This window comes from Hyphomicrobium sp. 2TAF46 (genome assembly GCF_052114865.1).
In the GTDB taxonomy this organism is placed as follows: Bacteria; Pseudomonadota; Alphaproteobacteria; order Rhizobiales; family Hyphomicrobiaceae; genus Hyphomicrobium_B.
The window spans coordinates 136,468-161,936 of the sequence record NZ_JBFRFO010000001.1; the positions used below are offsets into that span (position 1 = coordinate 136,468).

Below are 25,469 nucleotides of genomic sequence, written 5' to 3' on the forward strand. Positions count from 1 at the left end.
AACTGGGGCGCCGGATCATGACGTCTCAGGGTTTCGAATGCTCTCGCCGTGCACGAGAATACGTCTTCTCAGCTAAAGCGAGCGTAAAGTCGGCCAAATTCCGGACGGCGTCCGGACGTCCAGCGGTTTTAGCCGCCTTGGCCGCCGTCGCAAGGGCGGCCGGCGCCTGCAAAAGCTTTTCCAACTCGTCCGCGATGCGTTCCGGCGATAGATTCCGCTGTTCGAAGCACCATGCGCCCCCCGATTCGGCAAGGCGGCGCGCATTGTTGAGCTGATCGTTGTCGAGTGCATGCGGTAACGGCACGAGGATCGACGGACGGCCGATGACCGTCAATTCGGCGACGGTCGATGCACCCGCTCTGCCGATGACGAGGTGCGCCGCCGCCATCCGCGCCGGAAGGTCGGCGAAGAACGGCGCGACTTCGGCGCTGATGCTGGCCTCCGAGTAGGCTTCGATTACCCGTTCCAGATCCTCTTCACGCGCCTGCTGCACGACACGCAGCCGCTTCCGGAGCTGATCGGGAAGCGCGAAAAGTGCCAGCGGAACGGTGTCGGAGAAAAAGCGTGCCCCCTGGCTGCCGCCGAAAATCAAAATGCGGATGACATCGTCATCGGACAGCGGTTCGTAGCGCCGCGCCGACGCATCGATCACGGACTGGCGAACCGGATTGCCAGTCAGCACGGCCTTCTCGGCGAGCTTGCCTTCGAGAAACTTCGTCCGCTCGAACGATGTCGCAATCGCCGTCACGCGCTTGGCAAGCAGCTTGTTGGCGCGACCGAGCACGGCGTTCTGCTCGTGAATCGCCGTCGGAATCCCGCGCAGCCGGGCCGCGACGAGCGGCGGGAGCGTCGGATAACCACCAAAGCCGATGACGGCGGCGGGCTTCACTTTGCCGAGTATCGAGAAGGCGGCGCGCGTTCCGCGGGCGAGCGAAGTCGCTGTCTTGGCAATCTCAGAAGGCGCACGCGAAGCCAGTGTGGCGGACGGAACCTGATAGACGTTGCGCGCCGGAAAGCCACTGCCGTAGCGGTCCCCGCGCATGTCGGTCATCAGATCGACGGCTATGCCCCGGCGTTTCAGCTCTTCAGCCAGAGCGAACGCTGGAAAAAGATGCCCACCCGTTCCGCCTGCGGCAAGCATGATCGATTGCACGCCGGTCATTCAAATCTCGCTCATGATTTCGGTGTTGGTCTTGCGAGTTGTACTTCGTCGATCGCCGGAATCCATCGCGGCTTTTTGAGGCGTTGTGGATCGGGGCGCCGGCGCGTCAGCGCCAGCAGCATCCCCGCCGTGACAGAAAGCGCCAGCATGGACGACCCGCCCGCCGAAATGAACGGCAGCGTCATACCCTTCGGTGGCAACAAGCCGATGTTCACACCCATATTGATGAGCGCTTGAAGCGCGAAAACGAGCGCCAGACCTTGGATCGCCAGACGGTCGGCCGCATTCGGCTCGCCGGCCGCGCGCCGCATCGCCTTGATGGTTATGAACGCGAAGACACCAAGCAGCGCCACACAGGCGATAGCGCCATATTCTTCGCCGATCACCGCGAAGATGTAGTCGGTGTGGGCATCCGGAAGGATCGACTTGATCGTGCCTTCACCCGGCCCCCGTCCGAACAGGCCACCCTCGGCGAACGATTGGATCGCGCGCCCCGCCTGCGAACTCTCGAGCGGCGCCGAACCGAAGAATTTCGCGAACCGCGACTGCACGTGCGGAAAATATTCATAAGCGAGCCACATGCCCCCGCTGCCCGCGAGAACCAGCAACCCGGCCCCGATGGCCGGCAGCCCCGCAAGCAGATAGAGAAGCCCAGCGGTCGAGCTGATCAGCACCGTCTGTCCGACGTCCGGCTGCGCGACGAGGATGCCCGCGAAGAAAGCCCAGAGGGCCAACGCGAACGGCAGAGCCGGCATATCGCTGCGGGACGACGCCTCCCCGAACAGCCACGCGACGATGACGATGAAGGCCGGCTTCGCAAACTCCGACGGCTGCACCGAATAGCCGGCGAAATTCAGCCACCGCTGCGCGCCCTTGATTTCGGCCCCCGAGAACAGCACCGCGATCATCCCGGCGACCGCGACGAGAAAGAGAACCGCTGCGAGGCGCCGCACGCCGTTCGGCGAAAAAAAGGAAATGACCAGCATCAGCGCCGTGCCGAGCGCCGCGAAGAAAATGTGGCGCTCGACGAAGTAATAGGTGGGCAAGCCCTTCTTCAGCGCAACGGCGGGCGAAGCCGCGCCCGACAGCACGACACCGATCACGACGAGCGAAACGAGCGCGATCAGCAGGCCCCTATCGATCGTAAACGACCATTCTGCGAGCAAACTGCGGTCTGCGCGCGAGAGCTTCATGAGACCGCTCGCATCGCAATCCCGGGAAGCGAAGCGACAAGGCCTCGAAAACTTTCGCCACGAACTTCGAAGTTCCGGAACTGATCGTAACTCGCGCAAGCGGGAGACAGCAGTACGACCGGCTCTGCGCTGTCGCTCGATTGTGCATCGCGCGATGCAGCCAACACGGCTTCATCGAGCGTGCCGCTCCGCACGAACGGCACCTTGCCCTCGAGCGTTTGTGCGAATTCGTCCGCCGCCTCGCCGATCAGATAAGCCTTGGAGATACGCCCGAAATAGGGGGTGAGGCTATCGATACCGCCAGCCTTCGGCTTGCCGCCGAGGATCCAAAAGATGTCGCGAGGAAATGAACTGAGCGCCTTCTCGGTGGAATCCGCATTCGTCGCCTTGCTGTCGTTGACGAAGAGCGTCCTGCCGAGACGGCCGATTTCTTCGAGCCGATGCGGCAGGCCTGGGAACGACGACAACGCCCCCTGCCAATCGAGGTCAGTCGATCTGCCGAGTGCGTTCAGGCACTCGCGCACGGCCGCAACTGCGGCCAGCGCATTCTGCCCGTTATGCCGCCCGCGCAACGTCGGAATGCCCTTCAACGACCCGAGCTTGACGGCCAGCCCTTCCCGGTTGCTGCACACCACCGTGTCGTCGAGCAAACTGTACCCGGGAGCGATGGATTTCTCCGCGCTGAAGGCGATCGCCGGTCCGGCGACGATCCGCCGTCTAAGCATCGCCAATCCGTATTCATCGTCGATGCCGACCGCTGCAATATCGGCGCCCTGCACGATGCGCTCTTTGATGGCGGCGTAATTCTCGATCGTTCCATGCCGGTCGATATGATCGGCTGTCACGTTGAGCATCACGCCGACCGTCGGCTCCAGCGTCGGCGTCAGGTCGATCTGAAACGACGACATTTCGATGACGTGAAACCGTCCAGGCTCCGGCGGATCGAGCGTCAGTATCGGTCGCCCGATATTGCCGCCCATCTGCACATCGAGCCCGGCATGCCGGAGAATGTGCGTGACAAGCGCCGTCGTCGTCGACTTGCCGTTGGTTCCGGTGATCGCGATGAAAGGTGCGCCCGGCGAATGCAAAGCCCGCTCGCGCGTGAAAATCTCGATATCGCCGATGATCTCGACGCCGTTCTCGCGCGCCTTTTTGACCGTCCAGTGCGGTTCGGGATGCGTCAGCGGCACGCCCGGTGCCAGCACGAGGGCAACAAACCCCGCCCAATCCGCGATGCTAAGGTCGGCAAGCGGAATATCCCTGGCAATCGCGGCCTCGCGGGCCGCAACGCCATCGTCCCAGGCAGCGACTATGGCGCCGCCATCACGTAGCGCCTCGGCAGCCGCGAGCCCCGATGCCCCGAGCCCGAACACTGCAACGGATTTGCCTTGAAAAGACGTGGCGCGAATCATTGGCCCGACTCTACCGCATGTCGCGTCGTTTGGCGTCCTAGAGCAATTCCAGCAAAAGTGTGCAACGGTTTTGCGTCCGGAATTGCGTCAAAACCAAAAGGCTGGAGCGTTTTCGCGATTCAAAGAAAAGCGGAAACGCTCTAGCGCAGCTTCAGCGTCGAAAGGCCGACGAGCGCCAGAATGACCGAAATGATCCAGAACCGGATGACAACCGTCGATTCCTTCCACCCCTTCTGTTCGTAATGATGGTGCAGCGGCGCCATCTTGAACACGCGTTTCCCCGTCCATCTGAACGACAAAACCTGAATGATGACGGACAGCGTCTCGAGCACGAATAGGCCGCCGACGACCGCCAGCACGATCTCGTGCTTGATCGCAACCGCGATCGCGCCAAGCGTGCCGCCAAGCGCCAGCGAACCGGTGTCACCCATGAAGATCATGGCGGGCGGCGCATTGAACCACAGGAAGCCGAGACCGGCGCCGATCAGCGCCCCGCAAATGACCGAGAGTTCGCCCGTACCCGGCACGTGATGAATTTGCAGATAGCCCGCGAACTTCGCGTTACCGGAAAGATAGGCGATCACGCCAAACGTCGCTGCCGCGATCATCACGGGAACGATAGCCAAACCGTCGAGGCCGTCCGTGAGGTTGACGGCATTTCCCGCGCCGGCAATCACAAGCACGGCCATCAACACGAAGAACGGCCCGAGGTTGACCACGAAGTCTTTGAAGAACGGGAATGTGAGATCGGTGCTGAGCCCTTTCGGGCTGAGCATCATAAGCGCGAACCCGGCGATCGCCGCAACGAGGATTTCGAGCAAAAATCGGATTCGGCCGGAGAAACCCGCCGTCGTGCGCTTTGTCACCTTGAGAAAGTCGTCATAAAAACCGATGGCGCCATAAGACAGCGCCACGCCCAGCACGACCCAGATATAGCCGTTGGAAAGTTGAGCCCACAGCAGCGTAGACACCGTGACGCCCGCGAGGATCATCAGACCACCCATCGTCGGCGTGCCGCGCTTCAAGAGATGCGACTGCGGCCCATCCGTCCTGATGGGCTGACCCTTGCCTTGCTTAAGGCGAAGAAGATCGATGATCGCCGGCCCAAACATCAGCACGAACAGAAGCGCGGTGAAGATCGCACCGCCGGTCCGGAAGGTGATGTATCGAAAAACGTTCAGCGCACTGATCTGGTCGCTGAAATTGACGAGCTCGTAGAGCATGCGGTGAAAACTTCCTTCCCCCTTATGATCCACGCCGCCTAGGCAGCGGGCTCGTCGTTTCCAAATTGCGTCTTGAGCGCCGCGACCACGGAACCGAGGCGCGTTCCATTGGATGCCTTGACCATCACGACATCCCCCGCACGTAGATTTTCGGCAAGTGCGGTTCCGATTGTCGCAGACGACAAAGCGTAACCGCCTTTCTTGGCCGCGGGTAGGGCGTCGTAAAGACCTTTCATATGCGGTCCGCAGGCAAAAACCAGATCGACGTCCGCCTCGTCAACCGCGCCTTTTAGGCCCGTATGAAGTGCCGGCGCCTCACTGCCAAGCTCCAGCATGTCGCCGAGGACGGCAATACGTCGCGAATATTTGGCCCTTGGCACTGCGGCAAGCGTTGCCAGAGCGGCCCGCATCGAGGCCGGATTTGCGTTGTAGCTCTCATCGATTAGCAGCGCTTTCCCGTCGCCGATATGGAGCGTGCTGCGCGCCCCGCGTCCGCTTGGAGGAGCTAGATTGGTAAGAGCTTCGAGGCCCTTCCGGACGTCGGCACCGATGGCATAAAGCGCCGCGGCCACAGCCAGCGCATTTTCGGCAATGTGCCGTCCGGGAATTGCAAGATGAACAGGAAAGCTGCCGCCGCCGTTAATCGAGACGGTCATGTCGCTGCCGCTATCCGATGCCGTGAAATGCGCTCCCTGCACGTCGGCGCGGGCATCAAACCCGAAAGTCATCGGCTTAGCTCCGAGGCTCGAAGCGATTGCCTTGAGGCGGCCCGCATGCGGGTTGTCGAATTTGATGATCGCCGCGCTACCCGGCGCCAGCCCCTCGAAGATCTCGCCTTTGGCGTCCGCAATAGCCTCGACCGAGGGAAAATGCTCGAGGTGCACAGGTTCGACCGTCGTGATGATTGCGGCGTCGGGCCTGACCATCTTCGTCAGCGGTCGGATCTCGCCCGCGTGATTCATCCCGATCTCGAACACGCCGAATTTCGTCTCGCGCGGCATCCGCGCCAGCGTCAGCGGAACGCCCCAGTGATTGTTATAGGATTTTTCCGATGCGTGCGTTGCACCGAGCAGTGACAGGCACGCCCGCAGCATTTCCTTGGTGCCGGTCTTGCCCGCGCTCCCCGTCACGCCGACAATGCGCGCTTCGCCAGCAAGTCGCTTGCGCGCCGCCACACCCAGAGCTTCAAGACCCGAGAGCGTATCCGCCACGCGGAACAACGCGCCGTCTCCTGGCTGACGCACATAGGCTTCGCTCACCAGCGCCGCTGCGGCGCCCGCCTTGAACGCCGCCGAAACGAAATCATGTCCATCGCGCTGGTCCTTCAGCGCCACGAAAAGATCGCCCGGCTGCAACGAACGCGTATCGATGGAGACGCCGGTAATGGCTTCGCCCGACCCGCCTTCGGCATCAGCCGAGAGCGCGGCGCTCAATTCGGAAGAGGACCAGAGTGGATGCATCAGATCGTCAACTCGCGAGCGCCCGCCGGATTTCATCGTGATCGGAAAACGGCACGATGCGATCGCCGATGATCTGGCCGGTTTCGTGGCCCTTTCCGGCCACAAGCACGACATCCCCGGGAGACATCATTTTCACCGCCGTCGCAATAGCCTCTCCGCGATCCCCGATTTCGCGCGCGCCGGTCGCGCCGGCAAGAATTTCCTTGCGAATTTGCGCCGGGACCTCGCTGCGCGGATTATCGTCGGTCACGATCGTGATGTCGGCGCGATCGACGGAAATCCGCCCCATAATCGGCCGCTTACCCTTGTCGCGATCGCCGCCGCATCCGAATACCGAAATCAGCCGCCCCGTCGCGAAGGGTCGGCACGCGTCGAGTGCCGCCGCCAGCGCCTCGGGTTTATGCGCATAATCGACGATCGCCAGACCGCCGTTCCGCTCACCTATGATTTCAAGCCGTCCCGGCACACCCTTGAGGCCGCTGAGCGTCGCGAGTACCGCGCCCGTCTCTTCGCCGACCGCAATCGCGAGCCCTGCCGCGACGAGCGCATTCTCAACCTGATAAGCGCCGACGAGCGGCAGATCGACCGCGTACGTTTTGCCGCCCGCCTCGATGCCGATGTTTTGGCGGAAGCCCTCGCGCGTCAGCGATGTGCGCTTCAGCGTCTCACCCAGCGCCCCGACCGTCAGCACACGGAGCCCGCGCGCCTTGGCTGCGGCGAGAACATCCATCGCGTAAGCTCCGTCGGCGTTGATCACCGCCGGCTGACCGGGCTTCAGAAGCTCCGTGAAAAGCCGGAGCTTCGCATCGAGATACGCTTCGACCGTCGGATGATAGTCCATGTGATCGCGGCCGAGGTTCGTGAACGCCGCGGCCGCCAGCTCCACGCCGTCGAGCCGGTGCTGATCGAGCCCATGCGAAGACGCTTCGAACGCGAGATGTGTCACGCCTTCATCCGCCAATGCCGCGAGCGTCGCATGCAGCGTGACAGGATCGGGCGTCGTCAGTGAACCGTAGACCGCGCCACCCGGCTTCACGATGCCGACCGTCCCGATCGACGCTGCGCTATGGCCGAGAGCCGAAAAGATCTGCCGCGTGAAGTCCGCAACCGACGTCTTGCCACTCGTCCCCGTAACGGCGACGGCGCACGCGGGCTGTCTCCCTGCCAGTTTCGCCGCGATTTTCGCCAATGCCGCGCGCGGATTGTCGATTTCGATCAGTGCGACGCCCGGCGGAACCGTCACGCCTTTGTTCCGGCCGACGATGACCGCCGCAGCACCCCGCGCGACAGCGTCGGAAACGAACGACGCGCCGTCGACCTTGGTGCCGGGAAGCCCGGCGAAAATCGCGCCCGGCCCGACGGCTGCGCTCGCGGCGGTGATGCCCGTTACCTGGACATCCGCCGCGCCCGGCGGCAATTCGATACCGGCTGGAAGCACATCGCTAAGCCGCATGGCCCCGCTTATCGCCCTCTATTCGTCTGCCCTTACATTTGGCTCGGAGCTTGATACGGGCCCCCATCGAGGCCGTCAAATGCGGCCGAAAGTGGCTTCATCGATATGTCATTGACGCGCTGTAGCGAACTCCGGCGCAACGCCGAGCTGGGCTGCGACGCGCGCGATCAGCTCTCCGGTCACAGGTGCGGCGTTCGTACCACCCGTCCGGTGTCCCTTGGTGTCCGGGATGCCCTTCGGCTCGAACAGCACGATGAACGTCAGATACTGCGGATCGTCCGTCGGAAACGCGGCGAGAAACGAGGATATGACGGCATTGGACGTATATCCGCCCTTGCTCGCGATATCGGCAGTGCCGGTCTTCCCTCCGACCCGGTAACCCAGCACGTCGGCCTTCCCGCCCGTGCCGTCCTTATCGACGACGTTGGCGCGCATCAGCTCAGCCAGTTCGCGCGATGTCGCAGCGCTGATCACTGGTTTGCCATCGGCGGTCCCAGCGTCGAATTTTCTCAAGAACGTCGGATGCACGGTCTTGCCGCCATTGAAGAGCGTCGCAGCGGCAGCCGCGAACTGCAGCGGCGCAACCGCAATGCCGTGCCCGAACGAAGCGGTGATCGTCGTCGCCCGGTTCCAGCGCGAAGGAACCTGCGGCGTCGCGATCGCACCCGCCTCGGTCTGCATCGGCTCGAGGATGCCCGCCTTCTTCAGAAAGGCCTGCAGCCTCTCCGGCCCCGCCTCCAACGCCAGCATGCCGGCGCCGACGTTCGACGAATGCGTGAAAACTTCCGTGACGGTCAGCGGTTTGCGGGATGGGTGCATGTCCGTGACAGTGAACCGCCCGGCTTCCAGAGGCTGCCTAACATCGAGTACCGTATCGGGCTTTGCCAATCCCTCGTCAAAGGCCATCGCAAGAGTGAGCGTCTTGAACACCGAGCCAAGCTCGTAGGTCCCGCCCGTCATGCGATCGATGTGCTTGTCGTCGAGCGCCTGCGTCGGCCAGCTCGGATCGACCTGCGGCAGCGATGCACTCGCGAGAATTTCGCCCGTCTTGATGTTGAGAATTGCGCCCGCCGCGCCTTCCGGCTGATAGCGCCGCATCGCGTCGTCGAGTTCATCTTCGAGCGCGTGTTGAACGCCGAGATCGAGCGAGAGGCGCACCGGCGGTCGATTGGAAAGCACCGCCGAATGCACCGGATCGACGCCGACTTTGTCATCGATATATTTCTCGATTCCGGCGACGCCGCGGTTGTCGACATCGACGTAGCCGAGCGAGTGTCCGGCCATCTTGCCGCCGGGATAAGCACGCTTCAGCTCATAACGGAACGAAACGCCCGGCAAACCGAGATCGTGCACTTTCTGTGCAATGGCAGGCGACACGCCACGGCGCACCCAGACGAACCGGCGCGACCGGTCCGACAGCGCGCGCATCAGTTCGGATGCATTGAGATCGGGCAGCACGGTCGAAAGCTTTTCCACGACCTCGTCGCGATCGAGAACGACGCCCGGATCAGCGAAGATCGAGGGAGCCTCGAGATCCGTCGCGAGCAAACGCCCGTTGCGATCGACGATGTCGGGACGGCTGAAGCTCGTCGCCGCAACCGGCTCCGAAATCGCCAGCGCGATATCCGAATGCCGTCCGGCCGCCAGCACGAGCAGCTGCACGCCAACGACAGCGAATGCCGAAAATAATACGCCGTAGACGGCCGCCTCCGCGCGTCGCCGCGTCTGGCCGAGCCCGGACGCCGCATGCGTTCCCGCACCACGGATCATCTGCGCGCTCGCGCCCCCGATCAGAAAGTCTGCGCGATCACCGGCCATTGGCGCTGCCCTGGCGCTCACTGAGTTCGGAAACTTCCCGTCCATGCTGGAATTGCTCGGCCCGCGGCGGTCCAAGCCCGAGCCGCCGTGCCAGCTCATCGATTCTATCGGGACGCGCCAGCGTGCTGCGCTCGGCCTTCAAAACCGCGATATCGCTGCGGGCACGATCTGCCTGTCGCTCCTTCGCCTGAAGCTCGGCCTCAAGGCGGCGCGTGTCGTAGTTCAATGCATAAAGGAGCAGCGCACTGGAGACTGCAAAAAAGAAGGCGGCAACATTCAAGAGACGCATTTTGATACAATTCCCGTTCAGCTTGTCTCCAAGCTCAGCATTATCGGTGTCGAGGAACCCCCAATGCGTCCAGATCCAAGGGCCAAACCGCCGCGTCCGTGCGGGTTGCGGCCCGCAAACGTGCAGACCGTGAACGAGGGTTCACATCCAATTCACCTTTAGAAGGTGTTAACGGGCGGGAGTTAACAATTCGGAAACTTGGCTCGCGGGATTTTATCGATTCCGGTGGCAGATGCCGGGAAGCACCAGCCGTGCGCCCGCTTCGCTCGGTAAGAAACTTCTTCACGATCCGGTCTTCGAGGCTGTGAAAGCTGACGACGACCAGCCGTCCACCGGGCTTCAAGATCCGCTCCGCCGCCGCAAGCGCGTTCGCGAGTTCGCCAAGCTCGTCATTGACGAAAATCCGGAGCGCTTGAAACGTCCGCGTCGCCGGATGCCGCCCGTCGATCTTCCGCCCGTGGAAAACGCGCGAGACCGTATCGGCGAGTTCGAGCGTCCGCGAGTACTTCGCCTCATCCCGCCGCTTGACGATGGCGCGAGCGATCGCGCGCGAGCGGTGCTCTTCGCCGAACGTGTAAATGACGTCGGCGATCTCTTCTTCTTCCGCCGTATTGAGAAAATCCGCTGCACTCATACCGGAAACCGACATCCGCATGTCGAGTGGCCCATCGGATTGGAATGAAAACCCGCGCTCGGCATCGTCGAGCTGCATTGACGAGACGCCGATATCGAGCACGACGCCATCAGCCTGCCCGGCCGGAAGATTTTCGCGAACCGCCTCTTCCATCTGGCTGAACGGCAATTGGATGAGCGCCAGCCGACCGCCGGCGTCTTCGAGCACTGCCGTAGCGTTGGCGATTGCGGTCGGGTCGCGGTCGAGAGCGAGCACGTTGCAGTTGGCGGCCCCGAGAATGGCGCGCGTATAACCGCCCGCGCCGAAGGTGCCGTCGATATAGGTTTCACCGTCCTTCGGTGCGAGCGTCTCGAGAACTTCCGAGACGAGCACGGGAATGTGGCGCGAAGGCTTTTCAGCCGGCCCCTGCGAGGCTCCCTCTGCCCCGCCACCGCGCGTCATTCCCGTGCCCCCTCGTCGCCGCCGTCAGTTGACGGGCGGCTCCCCGCTGCAAAAAGTTTCCGCGTTACCTGAACTTTGCTCCGCGCCTCGGCGCGGCGGGCTTCGAAGAGTTTGGGCTCCCACATCTGGAATTTTTCACCAAGTCCAACAAACGAGACGGCGGCGTCCAGGTTGGCGTGGGCACGAAGGTTTTCAGGAAGGACGATGCGGCCGTCGCCATCGATCGAGAGAACCTGGACGTCACCGTAGAGTGCGACAGACAGTTCATCGCGCTCATCCGAATAGTCCGGCAAGCCCGCGAGAAGCCCGTCGATTTTCTTTGCAAGTCTTTCGCCGCCTGCATCGAGTGCTTGAGCATCGAGCGAGGGGTAGCAGTAGAGACCACCGGCGATGCCGCCGGCATACCCGTCGCGCTCGAGGACAGCGCGGAACGAGGCTGGAATGGAAACCCTGCCTTTGGCGTCGATCTTGTTTGTGAATGTCGAGACAAAGCGGTCCATCCCTCAGCTAACGGTTTTCGTCCTCCACTCAGCTACTGGCTACGCTTTGTCTTGTCGGTCGCCGGCTCCCCGCAGCGGAAGAGCCGAACCAAAATTGAGACCCTTCGTTTCGGACGGCAGGAGCGCGGGAAGCGTCCGTGTCACCGAAATAATCAAGTAAGGGGCCGTGGCGGTCGCTCGAATTTGGGCCCTCTACCAAATCGGCGCCCGGCCACGGTGTCCTGCCCGGTGCGGACGGGCCTTTATGGGATCGCATGGGATTTGATGGTCGTCAACGGAATATTAAGGATATTTCGTGGTGCGAAGCGGAATTGCATCATCTGTCCACAGCAACCGAACTTTCAGGCATCAGATAACGGATGAACATAAAGAAATAATATTTTGAAAATTATAGATTTTTATAAATCGAATGAACGGTAACGCAGTCCTGACTTGAAGCTTTCGGGGAAGAGCGCATCCTTTGCGCAGAAGGCGAGGCGGGGCGCTCCGATTGTCCGGTGCCAAAGGCCATCGATCACTTTGGCGCCACAACATCAGCAGGTGCCGATATGGCAAACACCGTTTCTCGATCCCCAACCGCACGACCCCACGCATACCCGGGCCGCGATTTCAGATGGCCCGCGTCCGTTATCTGGCGCGACACCGACCCTGCAGTCCGCAGGATTACGACAGCCGACGTCTGGAAATCGCTTGCCGAAGGCTACGATGACTTCCTCGCGATGCCGACCCACCTTGTTTTCGCGGGCCTCATCTATCCGGTCATCGGCATCATTCTTGCGCGCATCCTGTTCGGCTACGGATTGCTTTCCCTCGTCTATCCGATGGTCGCGGGCTTTGCGTTGCTGGGTCCGTTCTTTGCGGTCGGACTTTACGAGTTGAGCAGACGGCGCGAAGAAGGCCTCGACACCTCCGCGATCCGCGCATTCTCCGTCATCCACCGCCCTGGGATGGGCGGAATATTCGTGCTCGGCCTCGTGCTGGCGGCGATCTTCGTCGCCTGGCTCTACGCCGCGAACCTGATGTACACGCAGATCATGGGTGGCGAACCCGCATCCGTTTCGGACTTCATCCATGACGTCTTCAGGACCGGAAAAGGCACGGAACTCGCCATCGCCGGCAACTTGCTCGGCTTCATGTTTGCACTCTTCGTGCTCGTGACGAGCGTCGTGTCCTTCCCGATGCTCGTCGATCGCCATGTCAGCATCGGCACCGCCGTCCGAACATCCGTCCGCGCCTCGATTGAAAATCCGGGACCAATTGCCCTCTGGGGTTTGATCGTCGCCGCCGGACTATTGCTCGGCGCAATACCGCTGCTCGTCGGACTGGCGATCACCCTGCCGATCCTCGGCCACGCCACATGGCATCTCTACCGGAAGCTCGTCGAGCCTCCGGAACAAGCGGCGCCGATCCGAGACAGCGACGATACCGGCTGACCGTCACACGTTGAGCGCTAGTGCGCGCTCACGAAGTCGGAAAGCGCCGGCACAAGATTTTTAGCGAGAGGCAATCGCGGATTGCGGTACGTCGCAAAGTTTGCGGCCCGATCCGCGGGTGCCTCTCTCAACGCATGGTTCATGCCGTCGATCATGACGAGCTTGGCGTCGGGTTGGGCTGAGGCCAGGAGGCTGGCGTTCTCGACCGTAACCTGGAGATCGGTCGTCCCCTGCACGATCAGAACCGGATGCTTGACGCGCGAAAGCTCTGCCGCCGGATCGAGAGGCAGCCATGACATCAGGTAGGGCTGCACGCTCTGACGATAGAGGCTCATCAGTTCCGGCCGAATGTTCACGACCCGAATTCCCTGCTCGAGGCTTTTGGAAATTCTCTTCGATTCATCTTGCAGTTCGCTCGGAGCCCCGGCGGCGGAAAGCTGTCTCACAAGAACGCGTCCCGCAGACTCGCCGGCACCAGCGATCAGCATAAGACCGGCGACGTCCGCCTTTTGCGCGGCCATCGTCGCGATCAAAGCGCCTTCGCTGTGCCCGAGTAGGAAGATCCGGCCGGTGTCGCGCCTCGCGTGAAGAACGTTCAGCCATTCAACGGCGTCCACGACGTAGGTATCGAAGCGCAGATCTTCCTCGCGCAGTCCCGCGACGCGGCTCTGGCCAACGCCCCGCTTGTCGACGCGCAGCGAACCGATGCCGAGATTGGCAAGATCGTGCGCGAGATGCTTCAAGCTATCGTTGCGCGCGTCCGCCAGATTGCCGTCCCGGTCGACGGGACCCGAGCCCGCCAGGATCAGAACGGTAGCGTTTGAATGAGATTTGGATTTCGAACCGTCAGCGGTGATGAGCGTGCCGTGAAGCGCCCCCGTGCTGATCTCCCGTTCCGTCCATGCCATCGCTGGTACACATGTCAAAAACCAAGCAGCAACGAAGCTGAGCAACCGTATCAATTCGCACCCTCGCGAGTTGAGACGACCCGCCCTGTCCTTCAAGGCGAGTGAAAAGAAAATACCAGCTGGCCTATAAGCCGGGTTCTGTCTGGAGTTGGCCAAAGCTTCCTCCGCGACGACCATTCATCTGGGACGCCTGTCGCCAGACGCCTCGTGCAATCAACCCGGGTGGGTAGCGTGAGGACGCGCCTTGCGTCTGCGGTTTCCCGCTCCGCGCGCCCACCCCTATTTGATCTTGCTCCCGGTGGGGTTTGCCCTGCCGCTGCTGTTACCAGCAGCGCGGTGCGCTCTTACCGCACCTTTTCACCCTTACCGCCGGATTTTGCCCGAAGGCAGTCCGGCTTGGCGGTATGTTTTCTGTGGCACTTTCCCTAGGGTCGCCCCCGGCGGCCGTTAGCCGCCACCGTATTCCTCATGGAGCCCGGACTTTCCTCTGCCGGATGTCAGCTCGCGAGCCTTTAGAGCGCGTTTCGCCACAACGAAAACCGGCAGCGGCCGTCCAGCCAGCTGGTACAATGAGATAAGCGATGTCCACGACCAAACGTCAAGACCAGACTGCCTTCTCCCATCGGGAGAAGGTGCCCCGAAGGGGCGGATGAGGGGACTTTATCGTCCATTATCCAAGTCCCTCACCTGGCCTCCTCGCCGAAGGCGAGCCTCCGGCGCGACGGGCATCCTCTCCCGTTCCGGGAGAGGAAAAAAGGCTCCGTCACCTTCGGCCGAGTGAGCAAAGAGAATGAAGGCCGGAGATGACGGAGGTTTCCGGCCCGCTCACGCCGCCGATCTGCAAGTGGCCAGAAGCCCGGCCATCGGACCACCCGTCTCGAGCAGGCTCTTAAGGTTCGACAAAATCATCGGCCATCCGCCTGACACATCCTCAATAAGCTTCGACTCAGGCCTGTCGATCTCGTGCAGCACGGTGAGCTTCACGCCGCTCGGAACCTCTTCGATCTCCATCGAGCATCGAGAGAAGCCCTCGGCTCTGATTTCCGCGCTGCGTTCACCCCGCCAGCGAAAGACGAGACGCTTTTCCGGCTCGAAGTCGAGGACTTCGCCGTCGTGAGCGATGCTGCCGTCCGGCAAGACCATCTTCCACGCCCCCCCGATTTTCCAATCGCTCTCGAGCGTGACGCCGAACCAATATTGCTTCGTGAATTCCGGCTTGAGGAGTGCCTCCCACAGCTTCTCCGGGGTCGTGCGAATGTAGGTGACGTAAACAAAACGATCGTTTGCCATGGTGTTTCCTTCGAGGTTCTCTACGCCGCCGATTTGCATCCGCCCTTCGTCATCGCCAGCGGCTCGTTCGTCTCAAGAAGCGTCTTGAGGTTCGACAGGATCCTCGGCCAGCCGCCACCGACCGCCTCGATGACCTTCGACTTCGATTTGTCGATCTCATGGATGACCGTGAGCTTCGTCGCGCCCTCTACCGGCTCGATCTCCATCGTGCACCGGGAAAATCCTTCGGCGTTGAGTTCGGGCATCCACTCGTTCAACCACTTCAAGACGATCCGCCTCGGCTTCTCGACCTCCAGCACTTCTCCGCTGTCGGTGACGCGCCCGTCGGGAAAGACCATTTTCCAGGCCGAGCCCTTTTTCCAATCGCTCTCGAGCGTCACGCCGAACCAATATTGCTTCGTGAATTCCGGTGTCAGCAGCGCCTCCCAGAGCTTTTCGGGAGTTGTGCGGATGTACGTCACGTAGACGAACTTATCGTTTGCCATCGGACTTTCCTTCCAGGTTCTTCTTGAGTTCGTCGAGCGCTCTGAGACGCCCATGCTCAAATTTTCGGACCCACCGGTCGGCAATTTCGAAGATTGGCAGGGGATTTAGGAAGTGGAGCTTCTCCCTGCCGTCTTTACGTGTCGCAACGAGATTTGCGTCCTCAAGGATCGCGAGATGCTTGGTGACGGCCTGTCGCGACATGTCATGTCCTTCGCAAAGCTCGCCCAGCGTCTGGCCATTGCGCTGATGCAAGCTATCGAGCAACTGACGCCGCACCGGATCCGCAAGCGCTTTGAAAACGTCGTCCATGCTCATGAACCTAATATGCAACCATTTGGTTGCCTGTCAAGCCGCAAAAGAAACCCTTCGATGAATTTTGCCATCGAAGGGAGATCCCCCATCAAGTGGATTGGTGAAAGCTAAGCCCCCATCGCTATTCGCTGATTATGCGAGCGATCGTGAATGGCGCGCTCGAGACGATTGCCCGCGGCCTTCGCCGTCAGGATCTGATTGACGCGCTCGGCAATCTGCACGGCGGCTTCGCTCGGCGGCAACCCGCCCGAATAGATGTTCGAGATCACCGTGTATTCGTAGCGGATGTCCGGATTGCCGCTGAACTTCACCGCATCCTGTCTCGCGTCGTCGTCGAGACGATAGGCGATGTAAGCCGACATGCTGCGGGACGCCAGAGCATCGCCGCCCGGCCGTTCACCGATGAGATTGATGACGAGCTTCGGCTGCAACGCGTCGCCCAGCGCTTCGGCCAGCTTCACGCGGCCGTACGGCGCAAGGATCGGTTTTCCTGCCGAAATCCGCTGCTCCTTGAGCCCGTCGAGGAGCGCCGGAAGCAGATCCGGAATGTTGTGATGCACCGCTTCCGCGGAGAGGCCATCCGAAACGATGATCTGCACGTCGACGCGCTCCGGCGAAAGCTCCGCAACCATGTCATCCGACGGCTTCGCACCGCGGTCAGGATGGCTGAGATGCGCTTCCTTACTCTCGGCCGATGTCTTCACGCGGCGGAAATCGATGCCCGCCAGCCGCTCCGGCGTCACCTCGGCGTAAATCGCTTCGCGCGCTGCCGCGAGATTCGCCTTGATCGCGCGAGATACCTGTTCGGTCGGTCGCGGCCCCGCACTTTCGAAGCCGTAAGCTGCCGGCAAATTCTTGCGCAGCCGTTCGAATTCCTCATCCGAGCAGAAAATCTTCGGATTGCCCCAGTTCGGACCGCGCTCGACTTCGCCATCCTCATCGCGAACGAAAATCCCGCGCCCGATCGCCCATTCGAGGAATTCCGGCGCCGGCGTCAGCCCATGCACCTCCCGCATCGTCTGATCGTCGTGGCCGCACGTGTCGAAATACGCAAGCATCCGGTCGATCGAGAGATAGACGTCCATGAAATAGTTGGCGCCCGCCGCCGTCAGCAATTCGGCAGCGATCTGCTGGCCTTCCATCGTGATTTCGGAATGGAGCGTATAGCAGGGGGCCATCCCCATCGGCAGGCCAAGCAGCTTGCCCATGAAATGGTCTTGCAAATTCGAGACGATCATCTCGAAATTGGATCGATGCGTCTCCGGCCCGATGAAGCCGGTGACGTTGTTGACCATGAACGGATCGTAGCGCCGGGCGAGCCCATAGCAGAGCGCCTCCGTCGTCGTCATGTCGATGCCGTTGTGCTTGCCATAGGTCAGCTCGCTGCCCTGGCCGGTCTCGAAATACATGAATTGCGCCGCTTCGCTCGCCAGCGGTCCGTGCTTCGCCATCGTCGTATAGGCTTGGTCGAGCACGTCGGCCGTCACGTCGAACTCTTCGATCAGCGTCCGGTCCGTGCCCGCGAGTGACTGGAACATGATCTCGACCGGCGCACCGCTCTCGAGACAGGCGAGCTGCGTCTTTACGTGCGACAGCACGCAGATCTGCGTCGGCGCTCCCGTCTCGCGGCGAAGCTTGTCGAGATGCGTCAGCGTCTTCGAAATGTTTTCGACCGTATCGATCGCCGGATTGAGACCCAGCAGCGCGTCGCCCGAACCCATCGAAAGGCCTGTGTAGATCAGCGCCGACATCGCATCGAGATCGTCGGTCGGATGGTTGGGTTGCAGCCGCGATGACAGCGTTCCGGGTGCGCCGACGAGCGTGCGTGCCTTGCCCGAACGCTTCAGCTTCTTGGCGGCATAGACGAGTTCATGCACGTCCATCAGCTTGGCGATTGCTGCCGCCATCACGCCGGTCAGCGCTCCGCCAATGCGCTTGGCTTCGGAAGCCTTCGCTTTGAGCAGTAGATTTTTGATCTCGCCAAGAGTTTTGGGCGCGATCTCCGCAAAGGTATCGCGGTCAATGCCGTAATTAATCCGCATCACGGAATCGACGCGGCCTTGCTCGTCCGTCAAAGGGCGATCGTAGAGATGCTGCAGCGTCAAACGTGAGAGGATCGACCGTGCCGCCTCGCGCTCGACATCGTCCTTCGCCGCAAGACCGCAATTGCGATCCCCCGCCTTGTCGAAATCGGCGGCGCCGAGCAGCGCTTTCAAACCGAGAAAGCGGTACGGCCTGTCGAAAAGGGTGACTTCGTAGACTTCGTCAGGACGAGGTTCCGAAACCTCGATTTGCCGCCACGGCTGAAGATCGACCATGCGAACCGCCCTCGCTGCTCACGCGGCCGGTAGGGATCTGCCTGTCACCCAACAACAGGACTCGCGGCCGCCTGAACGCAACATTAGCGAAGTTCGTGGCGCGCAAGTCAAGTTCCTATTAAGCAAAATGCCCTTCGTGTGCGGCCAGACGCACTGGAAAGCCGCACGAACCGGACCAAGACGCAGGACTACTGACGAAGCTGACTGGCGCGGTGCGAGACTTCCGCCTGGCTGACTTCACCCTCTTGGACGAGCGCGTTGATGCAGCGGGATGAAAGCTTTTCGCCCGCTGCACGCATGCACTGGCGAACTTCCGGGCTATCGGAAGCAAACTGACTGCATAGCGCATAATAGTCACGCGAGCAGGCAAGCTTCACGCGAAGGCTGACGGCATTCGCCGTCGTTGCCCAAATCAATGGAACCGTCGTCGCGATTGAAAGCGCGATGACAAAAACACCCGAACGCGGACTGAACACACTGGCTGGCATCTGTGTCGCCATGTCGGCACTCCGGTATGGAAGTCGTTTTGAGAGGTTGGCAATATACTGTTTAACAACAGTTAATGACCATCCCATATCTGTCGAATGAGCGCAGCGATGTCAGCCTCGCGTCAGCGCCGGCCTCATCGAATACACGAGCGCGCTATCGCTGTGCGCGGTCGAGGTTGATCGCTTGTCCGAGACCTTTGGCCTCTGCGATGCCGATGGCGCCGACGAAATTCGCGCCGTCGAGATCAGCCCGCGTGAAGTCCGCGCCGGCGATGTCCGCGCCCGCGAAGTCGGCACGCGAGAGATCGGCATCTTTAAAGTTGACGCCCCGGAGATTGGCGCCCGCGAACTTCGCAAACCACAACACCGTGCGCTCCATGTTGGCGTCGGCCATCCGCGCTCCGGAAAAGTCGCAGTACTTGAGAACGTTTCGATAGGCAGTGGCAAGGGTTCCCTCACCCGGCCGCCCCTCGAACGGAAAGAAGTTCGCCCTCGACAGATCCGCTCCCCTGAAATCGGAGCCCGACAGTTCCGCCGACACATGCGCTTCCGTCAAATTCGCACCCGCAAAGCGTGGCGCATCGAGCGTGTTGCTGGACAAATCCGCATAGATCGTCGGACGCAGGATCGTCGCGCCGGTCAGATTGGCCCCCGAAAGATCGGCACGCATCAGCACCGAGCGATCGAGCCGGGTATGCGAAAGATCGGCACCCTTGAGATTGGCGCCCGTGAAGTCCGTGCCGTAGAAATCCGAGTGCGCGAGGTTCGCGCCTTTGAAGTTGAGCTCGGAAAGATCGAGATAGACGAGGTATTTGTTCGAGAAATCCGGCCGCACTCCGGGCTTCGCCTGAAACAGCAGGGTTGTGATGGTGCGGGCGTTCATCTCCGCCTTGGGCGCCACGGGCCCGAGAGGCTGATCCGCGAAGGCGGAAACCGCGCCAGCAAACAGGATGGTGAACGCCAGACCAGTCAACCTGCGGATCATGCTTGACCTTCCAAATGGCCGTTGCGCGTCGATCGTCACACGACCGATCATGCATGAGTCCGGATAGACCGGGGATATTATTTTCGCCGCGGGCTCACGCGAAATCGTCGCGTCAACGGAGCACCTGCTACGTTATTTCATTCGGGTTGAATCAGGACGCGGGCTTCCGGCAAGCCGCGAAGAGATCGAGTGAGGGATCGTAAACGCGGGTCGCCACACCCATGATCCCAAGGCTCGAATGAAAAAGATTGTCGTGTCCGACGCGGCTCCCGCTCCGGCCGAGAAGGCAGCCTTGCTCGATACCGCGCGACTCCTTCATCGCCGGCGAAAGCCAGACGACCATGGGCACATGGATCTGCGCTTCCGGCGCGATGGCGTAGGGCATCCCGTGAAGATACATGCCCTTCTCGCCAAGGCTCTCGCCATGATCGGACACATAGATCATGCCCGCATCGACGCCATGGCCCGCGGCGCCCTTCAACACGTCGATGAGCCGAGCCAGGACATGATCCGTATAGAGGATCGTATTGTCATAGGCGTTGACGATGCCCTCCAGATCGCACCGGCTGAACTGCGCATCCTTGCACGCCGGTCGGAACGTCTCGAACTTTTCCGGATAGCGCTTCCAGTACGCGGGACCGTGACTGCCCATCATATGAAGCACAATTACGGTATCCCGATCGAGCTTGGCGATGCGCTCTTCGAGACCATCGACGAGAATATCGTCGAAGTTCACGGTGCTCGCATAGAACGTCGGAACGTTATGCCCCGTCAGCGTCTCCGTCGCGATACGGGCGCACACGCCCTTGCAGCCCGCTTGATTTTCGCGCCACACAACATCGATGCCGGCGCGCTTCAGGATATCGAGGAGATTTTCGCGCCCATCCGCTTTCGCGTTCGTGAAAAGATCATGACCGAACCCCGAGAACATGCACGGCACCGACTGCGCCGTATCGGTGCCGCACGAGTAAGCTTGCCCATAATTGATGAGATCGCCGATCGACGCGAGCCCTGGGTTCGTCGGCCTTTGATAGCCGTTGAGCGAAAAATGGTCCGCGCGTGCGGTTTCACCGACCACGATGACGAACAGCGATTTGCGCCCGCCGCTGAAAGCGTTGCGCCGCGCATCCTCGCCATAGGGAGCAACGGACTTCGGCCGCATGCGCGCCATTTGCCGCCCATAGGCCGAGAGCGCCGAAACGATATTCACCGGCGTCAACGTCATTTTGAGTTTGCGGTGATCGCGCGCCAGCGAAAGGAAATCTCCCCAAGCCGGCACCAGCACGACAACGAGGATCACAAACGACAGAGCAGCCGCCTTGAGCTTGCCTAAAGCCTCGCTGCGAAACGATTGCTTCGTCCACGGCGTGAGCCAGAATAGGACCGCCGGAACCAGTCCGAGAAACACGACATACGCGACAAGCTTCAGCGTGATCAGATCGCCGGCTTCGCCAGTATCCGTCTCGAACACGTTGCGAACCATGTGTGCATCGATGACGATGCCGTATTCGTTCATGAAGTACGCGGCCGCTGCCATCGCCGGCAGGAACAGCAGCACGACAATGCGCAAGAGCGGCTTTACCGATAGCGCCAGCAGAACGAGATAGGCGACGATAACGATCGACACCACCGCCGAGCCGACGTGCAACCAATCGCTGAATCGGGATGGCTCAACGACCTCGAGAAATTTCCGCCAGAAGGGCTGATTGAGAACCAGCGCCGCATAGATCGCAACAATAAGCGCCAAAAATTCGGGGCGCCGCGGTTTGAACACGGTTGGTCCTGCTTCGGAATGGCTTGGGCTTGCCCGGCCGTTGGTGAACGTGCCGGACATGGGCCGGCTCGATCTGCATCAACAGCACCGGCCAAGCCTCGTCAAGCAGCGGCGCGCTTCCGTGACGCCTCGACCAACCGCTCGAGCGTAACTTCCGTCGACCGGTCGAGCCGGCCGTCAATCCGGCGGGGGCGAAAATGCAACTGGAAGGACTTCAGAACTTTTTCCGTCCCCGGATCGAGTGTACCCGTGGCGTTCACATCATAACCATATGAAGCAAGATGCTCCTGGGCCCGAAGAACGCGCGGACCCGAAGCCCCGGACCCTAGTCCAGGATCGTCCTCTCTGACCGGAGATGGCCGCACCCAGAGCCCAAGCCCTTCCTTCGCAAGAAGCAGCCAATTGAACTTTTCGCCGGGATCGATCTTTCGCCCCGGTGCCACATCGGAATGCGCAAGAACGTTATCCGCTGCGATGTGGTGACGCCGCACGATGTCTTTTGAAAGCGCGATGACGGCCGCCATCTGATCGGGTGGAAAATCCGGATAGCCGTGCTCGTGCCCAGGATTATGAATTTCGATACCGATCGAGTGCGAGTTGATGTCCGTCTCGCCGCGCCAATACGAGACGCCCGCATGCCATGCACGCTGCTCCTCCGGCACGAGCTGCGTAATGCGCCCGGCTTCGTCGACGACGTAATGGCAGGACACGCCGCTTTCGGAACGCCCGAGCCAATCGATCGCCTTCGCGGCCGAGCTCATGCCCGTGTAATGCAGAATGAGCAGCGACGGCTTCACGCCGCCGCGCCTTGCCTCACGATTGTCTGCGGGATGCACGTGATGGGAAAGCGGCGTGTCGGCTTTGAAGGTCACGTCGGCTCCAGAGCTCGTTCAACGCGCTGGCCGCGCTCTTCCAATATCGCCTCGTATGCCGCGGTGATGGCCGCAAGCCGGCGTTCCGCGCCCGCCAGGAATTCAGGCGGCACGCCCTTCGAGACCAGCGCATCCGGATGATGGCCCTTGACCAGCTCACGGTAGCGCGCCTTGATTTCCTTGTCGGATGCCGTCGGCGAAATGTGCAAGACTTCGTAGGGACTGTCGGCATCGACGACGAAGCTGCGCCGGACGCACCGGAATTCGCCCTTCGTCAATCCGAAGATCTCGGCAACGTGCGCAAGATAGCGATCCTCGTCGGGATGCAGAATGCCGTCGGCGCTCGCGACGTGAAACAGGCATTCGAGCACGGACAGCTTCAGCTCCGGCTGCCCTTCGAGAATGCGAGCGATCTGCGCCGCATAGGTTTCGTATCCGGCAACGTCCTGGCTCGCCAGCTCATAGAGCTTCCGGACGTGCGCGCATTCGCTATCGGGAACCTTGAATTGGCGCTTGAAAGCTTCGGCTTCGATCGGCAACGAAACGCCGTCGGCTTTGCTCATCTTGGCGGCGAGCGCGACCACGGCAATCGTGAAGGCGACACGCGACTGGGCTGGCGTATGTCCGCCTTCCAAGCCGAACGCCTCTTTGACGTGATCCAGCGCGGAGCGCAGTCCTCCGCTATACGCCGCAACGGCGTTCTTCAGAAATTGCCAGGGCATCTAAGGTCCGTGGGTTCTTACGCGTCAAACTTGCCAGCCCGCCGCGGCTGTCACGGGAAACCATAAACGACGCGCGACAGGAACACCCCTAAAATAACGGCAACATAGGCGAAAAACGGGAATTCCAGCTATGCAGCCGCCCGGAAAACCTAGCGGTCAGACTTAGGAAACGGAGGAGCCGCCGTTTTTCCGGCTCTGCAGAAAAGCCTGAAATGCCGAAGCATCCGCGGCGCGGCGCAGCTTCTCGAGATACGATCTGAACTCCTCGGCCTCGTTCTCGAGACGGGCTATCGTCGCGCGCCGGTAATCCTCGAACGCCGAGTTCTCCGGAGTGCGATCGGCCGAGCCGCAAGCGCCTGCCATCGCGCAACGCCGCCGTGCGAACGGCCGAAGCAAAATCACAGCGACCATGATGAGTAGCGCCATTCCCACAAAATGCAGAATGACGAACGGCAGGTGCAGAAGGTGATGAAACATCGGAATAGCTCCGTCGGCTTGAGAAGATAAAAAATTGGGGCCGCCCGTCAGGCAGCCCCGTTGAATTCTTCTTGGATCAGGCCGTCGCGCCCTCATTCGGTGCCGGACGCTCACGGCGCTCCGACATGAACTGATCGAACTCGGACTTGTCCTTCGCCTGCCGCAAGCGCTCGAGGAATGCGCGGAATTCTCGCTCCTCCTCCTCGAGCCGTTTCAGCGTCGCCTCGCGATAATCGTCGAATGCCTTGTTGCCGCTCGACGGGGCGCCTCTGCTGAAACTACGAAACTCGTCTTCGACGCGTGACCGCGCCCGCTCAAATCGATCGGCGAACCGGCTTTCCCACCGGCCGCGACCCCGTCCACCATGCCATCCGCAGTTCATGCGTCCACTCCAGAGCATATAGGCCAGAATGGCGAGGCCAGCCGGCCAGAAAACGATGAAACCTAAGACCATCGCGGCAATCCACGCCGGCCTGCCGAAGTCATCGAGCGTCTGAACCACTTGCGTCATCGCCACCCTCTCCTTGGTTAGGATGTAAATGTATTTTACATTCACATAGGTGGGAGGGCAAGTGGGCACGTCAAGAGCCGGTTGGGGTTTTTTGTTTCCCGCGGCAGGAGGCGCCGATCTCGATTCATCGGAGCCCGGCCGCTCGCCGGCCTACCGCCCGCCCTTCATCCGCTTCATCAGCTCGAGCGCGATTTCATTTTTGAACGCGAACGGGTCAACGGTGACGCCCAAAATCGTCTGGCAATGCGGGCAGTTGTAGCTTGCACCCGCGAAGACATTTCCCATCGCATTCGAGATATTGATCTGCTCTGCACGCACGTTGCCGACGATATTCTGACATTTAGGGCACTTGCCGGGCATTACCACCTCCGACACATCATCATCCGATATCGACCCCGAACGTCGCAGACGTTCGTTGATCGCATTCGTTTCGATGGCTGCTACGCCAACGCCTGAGCCAGCCAGCCGTTGCGGTCGGCAGCATTCCGCCGTCATCAACCGCAACTGATCGCGAGCGAGTCGCATCTCCCTATGCATTTGTAGGCAGAATATCGCCGGACGGACAATCAGCTCCGCATGTGACTATCCACACGCGTCAACGGTGTGCTCCCGCCGCCGCGCTAGCCGCCGCTCTTCCGTGGCCGTGCACCAAGCCCATCGAGATAAATGAGCACCGCCGCATCGAGGAGATCTTCGGGACTCATCGGAATGGGCCGGCGGGCTTCGTCACCGCGCGCGAAGAGCGACGCGATGCCGTGCGCTTCCGCCCAGATGTGAAGCGCCATCATCATGGCCGGTGGCCGTTTTGCTTCGGGCATTCCGGCAACGAGCGCCGAACAGGCGTCCTTCAAAACATTGAACGCGCGTTCCCCCGCAATATGGAGATCCGGAAACGCCTTGAACGACAGCCCGGATTCAAACATGGCCGAATACTGCGCGGGCTCGACCCTTGCGAAATCGAGATACGCCCGGCCGACACGCTCGAACGCTGTATATGGATCGGGGGTGCCACCCGCCCAGGCCTGTTTCAACTTCGCCTCGAACGCCTCGAACGCGCGCCGGGCAACGTCCGCCATCAGCGCATCGCGATCGCGGTAATGCCGGTAAGGAGCCGCCGGGCTGACCCCGGCCGCGCGCGCCGCCTCGGCAAACGTGAATCCGGCCGGTCCCTTTGCTGCAATCAAATCGAGCGCAGCCTTCATCAAGGCTTCGCGCAGGTTTCCATGATGATAGCCGCGCCGGCTTCCGGGTGGCGGATCGTGATCCCAAGTCATGCGGCGCTTCTAGCGGATTTGCATGCGATCTGCA

General features: G+C 61.3%; 25 protein-coding genes and 1 other RNA gene. 1 reads left to right on the plus strand and 25 read right to left on the minus strand.

Annotation, left to right across the window (positions count from 1 at the left end):
- Positions 1 to 25 precede the first annotated feature (25 nt).
- From murG to AB4Z24_RS00655, 10 genes are all read right to left on the minus strand, one after another.
- Entirely contained in the window at positions 26 to 1,162 is a 1,137-nt protein-coding gene (gene murG, locus AB4Z24_RS00610; RefSeq protein WP_441705071.1) for an undecaprenyldiphospho-muramoylpentapeptide beta-N-acetylglucosaminyltransferase, read from the minus strand.
- Between the two features lie 11 nt (positions 1,163 to 1,173).
- Positions 1,174 to 2,355 carry an FtsW/RodA/SpoVE family cell cycle protein gene (locus AB4Z24_RS00615; RefSeq protein ID WP_441705073.1) on the minus strand — a complete coding sequence of 394 codons (1,182 nt, stop codon included), beginning with the start codon at positions 2,353 to 2,355 and terminating at the stop codon, positions 1,174 to 1,176.
- Positions 2,352 to 3,767, minus strand: a complete 1,416-nt coding sequence (murD, locus tag AB4Z24_RS00620; protein ID WP_441705075.1) for a UDP-N-acetylmuramoyl-L-alanine--D-glutamate ligase — start codon at positions 3,765 to 3,767, stop codon at positions 2,352 to 2,354. The genes AB4Z24_RS00615 and murD overlap by 4 nt, the downstream gene beginning before the upstream one ends.
- Before the next feature lie 140 nt (positions 3,768 to 3,907).
- Complete coding sequence (gene mraY / locus AB4Z24_RS00625; protein WP_441705076.1) at positions 3,908 to 4,990, minus strand: phospho-N-acetylmuramoyl-pentapeptide-transferase; 1,083 nt, start codon at positions 4,988 to 4,990, stop codon at positions 3,908 to 3,910.
- A gap of 38 nt (positions 4,991 to 5,028) precedes the next feature.
- On the minus strand, positions 5,029 to 6,450 hold the full coding sequence (locus AB4Z24_RS00630) for a UDP-N-acetylmuramoylalanyl-D-glutamyl-2,6-diaminopimelate--D-alanyl-D-alanine ligase (protein ID WP_441705078.1): 1,422 nt from the start codon (positions 6,448 to 6,450) through the stop codon (positions 5,029 to 5,031).
- 7 nt (positions 6,451 to 6,457) lie between these two features.
- On the minus strand, positions 6,458 to 7,903 hold the full coding sequence (locus AB4Z24_RS00635) for a UDP-N-acetylmuramoyl-L-alanyl-D-glutamate--2,6-diaminopimelate ligase (RefSeq protein ID WP_441705080.1): 1,446 nt from the start codon (positions 7,901 to 7,903) through the stop codon (positions 6,458 to 6,460).
- A gap of 108 nt (positions 7,904 to 8,011) precedes the next feature.
- A complete protein-coding gene (locus tag AB4Z24_RS00640; protein WP_441705082.1) occupies positions 8,012 to 9,721 on the minus strand; it encodes a peptidoglycan D,D-transpeptidase FtsI family protein in 1,710 nt (569 codons plus the stop codon).
- Entirely contained in the window at positions 9,711 to 10,010 is a 300-nt protein-coding gene (ftsL, locus tag AB4Z24_RS00645; RefSeq protein WP_441705084.1) for a cell division protein FtsL, read from the minus strand. The genes AB4Z24_RS00640 and ftsL overlap by 11 nt, the downstream gene beginning before the upstream one ends.
- A 40-nt stretch (positions 10,011 to 10,050) precedes the next feature.
- Positions 10,051 to 11,085 carry a 16S rRNA (cytosine(1402)-N(4))-methyltransferase RsmH gene (gene rsmH, locus AB4Z24_RS00650; RefSeq protein ID WP_441705086.1) on the minus strand — a complete coding sequence of 345 codons (1,035 nt, stop codon included), beginning with the start codon at positions 11,083 to 11,085 and terminating at the stop codon, positions 10,051 to 10,053.
- The gene (locus tag AB4Z24_RS00655) at positions 11,082 to 11,585 is read right to left on the minus strand and encodes a division/cell wall cluster transcriptional repressor MraZ (RefSeq protein ID WP_441705087.1); all 504 of its coding nucleotides are present in this window, start codon (positions 11,583 to 11,585) and stop codon (positions 11,082 to 11,084) included. The genes rsmH and AB4Z24_RS00655 overlap by 4 nt, the downstream gene beginning before the upstream one ends.
- Before the next feature lie 548 nt (positions 11,586 to 12,133).
- Between AB4Z24_RS00655 and AB4Z24_RS00660 the strand changes: the two genes are divergently transcribed.
- A complete protein-coding gene (locus AB4Z24_RS00660; RefSeq protein WP_441705089.1) occupies positions 12,134 to 13,018 on the plus strand; it encodes a DUF2189 domain-containing protein in 885 nt (294 codons plus the stop codon).
- 17 nt (positions 13,019 to 13,035) lie between these two features.
- Here AB4Z24_RS00660 and AB4Z24_RS00665 read toward each other — a convergent pair whose 3' ends face one another.
- The 15 genes from AB4Z24_RS00665 to AB4Z24_RS00735 form a co-directional block, all read right to left on the minus strand.
- Complete coding sequence (locus tag AB4Z24_RS00665; RefSeq protein ID WP_441705091.1) at positions 13,036 to 13,926, minus strand: alpha/beta hydrolase; 891 nt, start codon at positions 13,924 to 13,926, stop codon at positions 13,036 to 13,038.
- 111 nt (positions 13,927 to 14,037) lie between these two features.
- Positions 14,038 to 14,491: RNase P RNA component class A (gene rnpB / locus AB4Z24_RS00670), an RNA gene on the minus strand.
- 260 nt (positions 14,492 to 14,751) lie between these two features.
- The gene (locus tag AB4Z24_RS00675) at positions 14,752 to 15,216 is read right to left on the minus strand and encodes an SRPBCC family protein (protein WP_441705093.1); all 465 of its coding nucleotides are present in this window, start codon (positions 15,214 to 15,216) and stop codon (positions 14,752 to 14,754) included.
- Positions 15,217 to 15,236: 20 nt separating this feature from the next.
- Positions 15,237 to 15,701 carry an SRPBCC family protein gene (locus AB4Z24_RS00680; protein WP_441705095.1) on the minus strand — a complete coding sequence of 155 codons (465 nt, stop codon included), beginning with the start codon at positions 15,699 to 15,701 and terminating at the stop codon, positions 15,237 to 15,239.
- Positions 15,688 to 16,017, minus strand: coding sequence for an ArsR/SmtB family transcription factor (locus AB4Z24_RS00685; protein ID WP_441705097.1), 330 nt, complete (start codon positions 16,015 to 16,017; stop codon positions 15,688 to 15,690). Before AB4Z24_RS00685 ends, AB4Z24_RS00680 begins: the two co-directional genes overlap by 14 nt.
- A gap of 104 nt (positions 16,018 to 16,121) precedes the next feature.
- Positions 16,122 to 18,332 carry an ethanolamine ammonia-lyase subunit EutB gene (eutB, locus tag AB4Z24_RS00690; protein WP_441705099.1) on the minus strand — a complete coding sequence of 737 codons (2,211 nt, stop codon included), beginning with the start codon at positions 18,330 to 18,332 and terminating at the stop codon, positions 16,122 to 16,124.
- A 188-nt stretch (positions 18,333 to 18,520) separates the two neighbouring features.
- Positions 18,521 to 18,832 (minus strand): hypothetical protein, encoded by a 312-nt coding sequence (locus tag AB4Z24_RS00695; protein ID WP_441705101.1) that lies wholly within the window; start codon positions 18,830 to 18,832, stop codon positions 18,521 to 18,523.
- 142 nt (positions 18,833 to 18,974) lie between these two features.
- Positions 18,975 to 19,805, minus strand: a complete 831-nt coding sequence (locus AB4Z24_RS00700; protein WP_441705103.1) for a pentapeptide repeat-containing protein — start codon at positions 19,803 to 19,805, stop codon at positions 18,975 to 18,977.
- Positions 19,806 to 19,956: 151 nt separating this feature from the next.
- Entirely contained in the window at positions 19,957 to 21,639 is a 1,683-nt protein-coding gene (locus tag AB4Z24_RS00705) for a phosphoethanolamine transferase (protein WP_441705105.1), read from the minus strand.
- Between the two features lie 41 nt (positions 21,640 to 21,680).
- Complete coding sequence (locus AB4Z24_RS00710) at positions 21,681 to 22,451, minus strand: N-acetylmuramoyl-L-alanine amidase (RefSeq protein WP_441705106.1); 771 nt, start codon at positions 22,449 to 22,451, stop codon at positions 21,681 to 21,683.
- The gene (locus AB4Z24_RS00715; protein ID WP_441705107.1) at positions 22,448 to 23,173 is read right to left on the minus strand and encodes a TerB family tellurite resistance protein; all 726 of its coding nucleotides are present in this window, start codon (positions 23,171 to 23,173) and stop codon (positions 22,448 to 22,450) included. Before AB4Z24_RS00715 ends, AB4Z24_RS00710 begins: the two co-directional genes overlap by 4 nt.
- A gap of 162 nt (positions 23,174 to 23,335) precedes the next feature.
- Positions 23,336 to 23,650 (minus strand): DUF2852 domain-containing protein, encoded by a 315-nt coding sequence (locus tag AB4Z24_RS00720; protein ID WP_441705108.1) that lies wholly within the window; start codon positions 23,648 to 23,650, stop codon positions 23,336 to 23,338.
- Between the two features lie 76 nt (positions 23,651 to 23,726).
- Positions 23,727 to 24,161, minus strand: a complete 435-nt coding sequence (locus AB4Z24_RS00725) for a DUF2852 domain-containing protein (protein ID WP_441705110.1) — start codon at positions 24,159 to 24,161, stop codon at positions 23,727 to 23,729.
- Between the two features lie 150 nt (positions 24,162 to 24,311).
- On the minus strand, positions 24,312 to 24,686 hold the full coding sequence (locus tag AB4Z24_RS00730; protein WP_441705111.1) for a hypothetical protein: 375 nt from the start codon (positions 24,684 to 24,686) through the stop codon (positions 24,312 to 24,314).
- A gap of 95 nt (positions 24,687 to 24,781) precedes the next feature.
- Positions 24,782 to 25,435 (minus strand): TetR/AcrR family transcriptional regulator, encoded by a 654-nt coding sequence (locus tag AB4Z24_RS00735; RefSeq protein ID WP_441705113.1) that lies wholly within the window; start codon positions 25,433 to 25,435, stop codon positions 24,782 to 24,784.
- Positions 25,436 to 25,469 lie beyond the last annotated feature (34 nt).

What these genes read in the sequence shown, in the direction of transcription:
- murG (WP_441705071.1), bottom strand. Translation starts at nt 1,162, where the DNA reads ATGACCGGCGTGCAATCGATCATGCTTGCCGCAGGCGGAACGGGTGGG.
- AB4Z24_RS00615 (WP_441705073.1), bottom strand. Translation starts at nt 2,355, where the DNA reads ATGAAGCTCTCGCGCGCAGACCGCAGTTTGCTCGCAGAATGGTCGTTT.
- murD (WP_441705075.1), bottom strand. Translation starts at nt 3,767, where the DNA reads ATGATTCGCGCCACGTCTTTTCAAGGCAAATCCGTTGCAGTGTTCGGG.
- mraY (WP_441705076.1), bottom strand. Translation starts at nt 4,990, where the DNA reads ATGCTCTACGAGCTCGTCAATTTCAGCGACCAGATCAGTGCGCTGAAC.
- AB4Z24_RS00630 (WP_441705078.1), bottom strand. Translation starts at nt 6,450, where the DNA reads ATGCATCCACTCTGGTCCTCTTCCGAATTGAGCGCCGCGCTCTCGGCT.
- AB4Z24_RS00635 (WP_441705080.1), bottom strand. Translation starts at nt 7,903, where the DNA reads ATGCGGCTTAGCGATGTGCTTCCAGCCGGTATCGAATTGCCGCCGGGC.
- AB4Z24_RS00640 (WP_441705082.1), bottom strand. Translation starts at nt 9,721, where the DNA reads ATGGCCGGTGATCGCGCAGACTTTCTGATCGGGGGCGCGAGCGCGCAG.
- ftsL (WP_441705084.1), bottom strand. Translation starts at nt 10,010, where the DNA reads ATGCGTCTCTTGAATGTTGCCGCCTTCTTTTTTGCAGTCTCCAGTGCG.
- rsmH (WP_441705086.1), bottom strand. Translation starts at nt 11,085, where the DNA reads ATGACGCGCGGTGGCGGGGCAGAGGGAGCCTCGCAGGGGCCGGCTGAA.
- AB4Z24_RS00655 (WP_441705087.1), bottom strand. Translation starts at nt 11,585, where the DNA reads ATGGACCGCTTTGTCTCGACATTCACAAACAAGATCGACGCCAAAGGC.
- AB4Z24_RS00660 (WP_441705089.1), top strand. Translation starts at nt 12,134, where the DNA reads ATGGCAAACACCGTTTCTCGATCCCCAACCGCACGACCCCACGCATAC.
- AB4Z24_RS00665 (WP_441705091.1), bottom strand. Translation starts at nt 13,926, where the DNA reads ATGGCATGGACGGAACGGGAGATCAGCACGGGGGCGCTTCACGGCACG.
- AB4Z24_RS00675 (WP_441705093.1), bottom strand. Translation starts at nt 15,216, where the DNA reads ATGGCAAACGATCGTTTTGTTTACGTCACCTACATTCGCACGACCCCG.
- AB4Z24_RS00680 (WP_441705095.1), bottom strand. Translation starts at nt 15,701, where the DNA reads ATGGCAAACGATAAGTTCGTCTACGTGACGTACATCCGCACAACTCCC.
- AB4Z24_RS00685 (WP_441705097.1), bottom strand. Translation starts at nt 16,017, where the DNA reads ATGAGCATGGACGACGTTTTCAAAGCGCTTGCGGATCCGGTGCGGCGT.
- eutB (WP_441705099.1), bottom strand. Translation starts at nt 18,332, where the DNA reads ATGGTCGATCTTCAGCCGTGGCGGCAAATCGAGGTTTCGGAACCTCGT.
- AB4Z24_RS00695 (WP_441705101.1), bottom strand. Translation starts at nt 18,832, where the DNA reads ATGGCGACACAGATGCCAGCCAGTGTGTTCAGTCCGCGTTCGGGTGTT.
- AB4Z24_RS00700 (WP_441705103.1), bottom strand. Translation starts at nt 19,805, where the DNA reads ATGATCCGCAGGTTGACTGGTCTGGCGTTCACCATCCTGTTTGCTGGC.
- AB4Z24_RS00705 (WP_441705105.1), bottom strand. Translation starts at nt 21,639, where the DNA reads ATGTCCGGCACGTTCACCAACGGCCGGGCAAGCCCAAGCCATTCCGAA.
- AB4Z24_RS00715 (WP_441705107.1), bottom strand. Translation starts at nt 23,173, where the DNA reads ATGCCCTGGCAATTTCTGAAGAACGCCGTTGCGGCGTATAGCGGAGGA.
- AB4Z24_RS00720 (WP_441705108.1), bottom strand. Translation starts at nt 23,650, where the DNA reads ATGTTTCATCACCTTCTGCACCTGCCGTTCGTCATTCTGCATTTTGTG.
- AB4Z24_RS00725 (WP_441705110.1), bottom strand. Translation starts at nt 24,161, where the DNA reads ATGACGCAAGTGGTTCAGACGCTCGATGACTTCGGCAGGCCGGCGTGG.
- AB4Z24_RS00730 (WP_441705111.1), bottom strand. Translation starts at nt 24,686, where the DNA reads ATGCGACTCGCTCGCGATCAGTTGCGGTTGATGACGGCGGAATGCTGC.
- AB4Z24_RS00735 (WP_441705113.1), bottom strand. Translation starts at nt 25,435, where the DNA reads ATGACTTGGGATCACGATCCGCCACCCGGAAGCCGGCGCGGCTATCAT.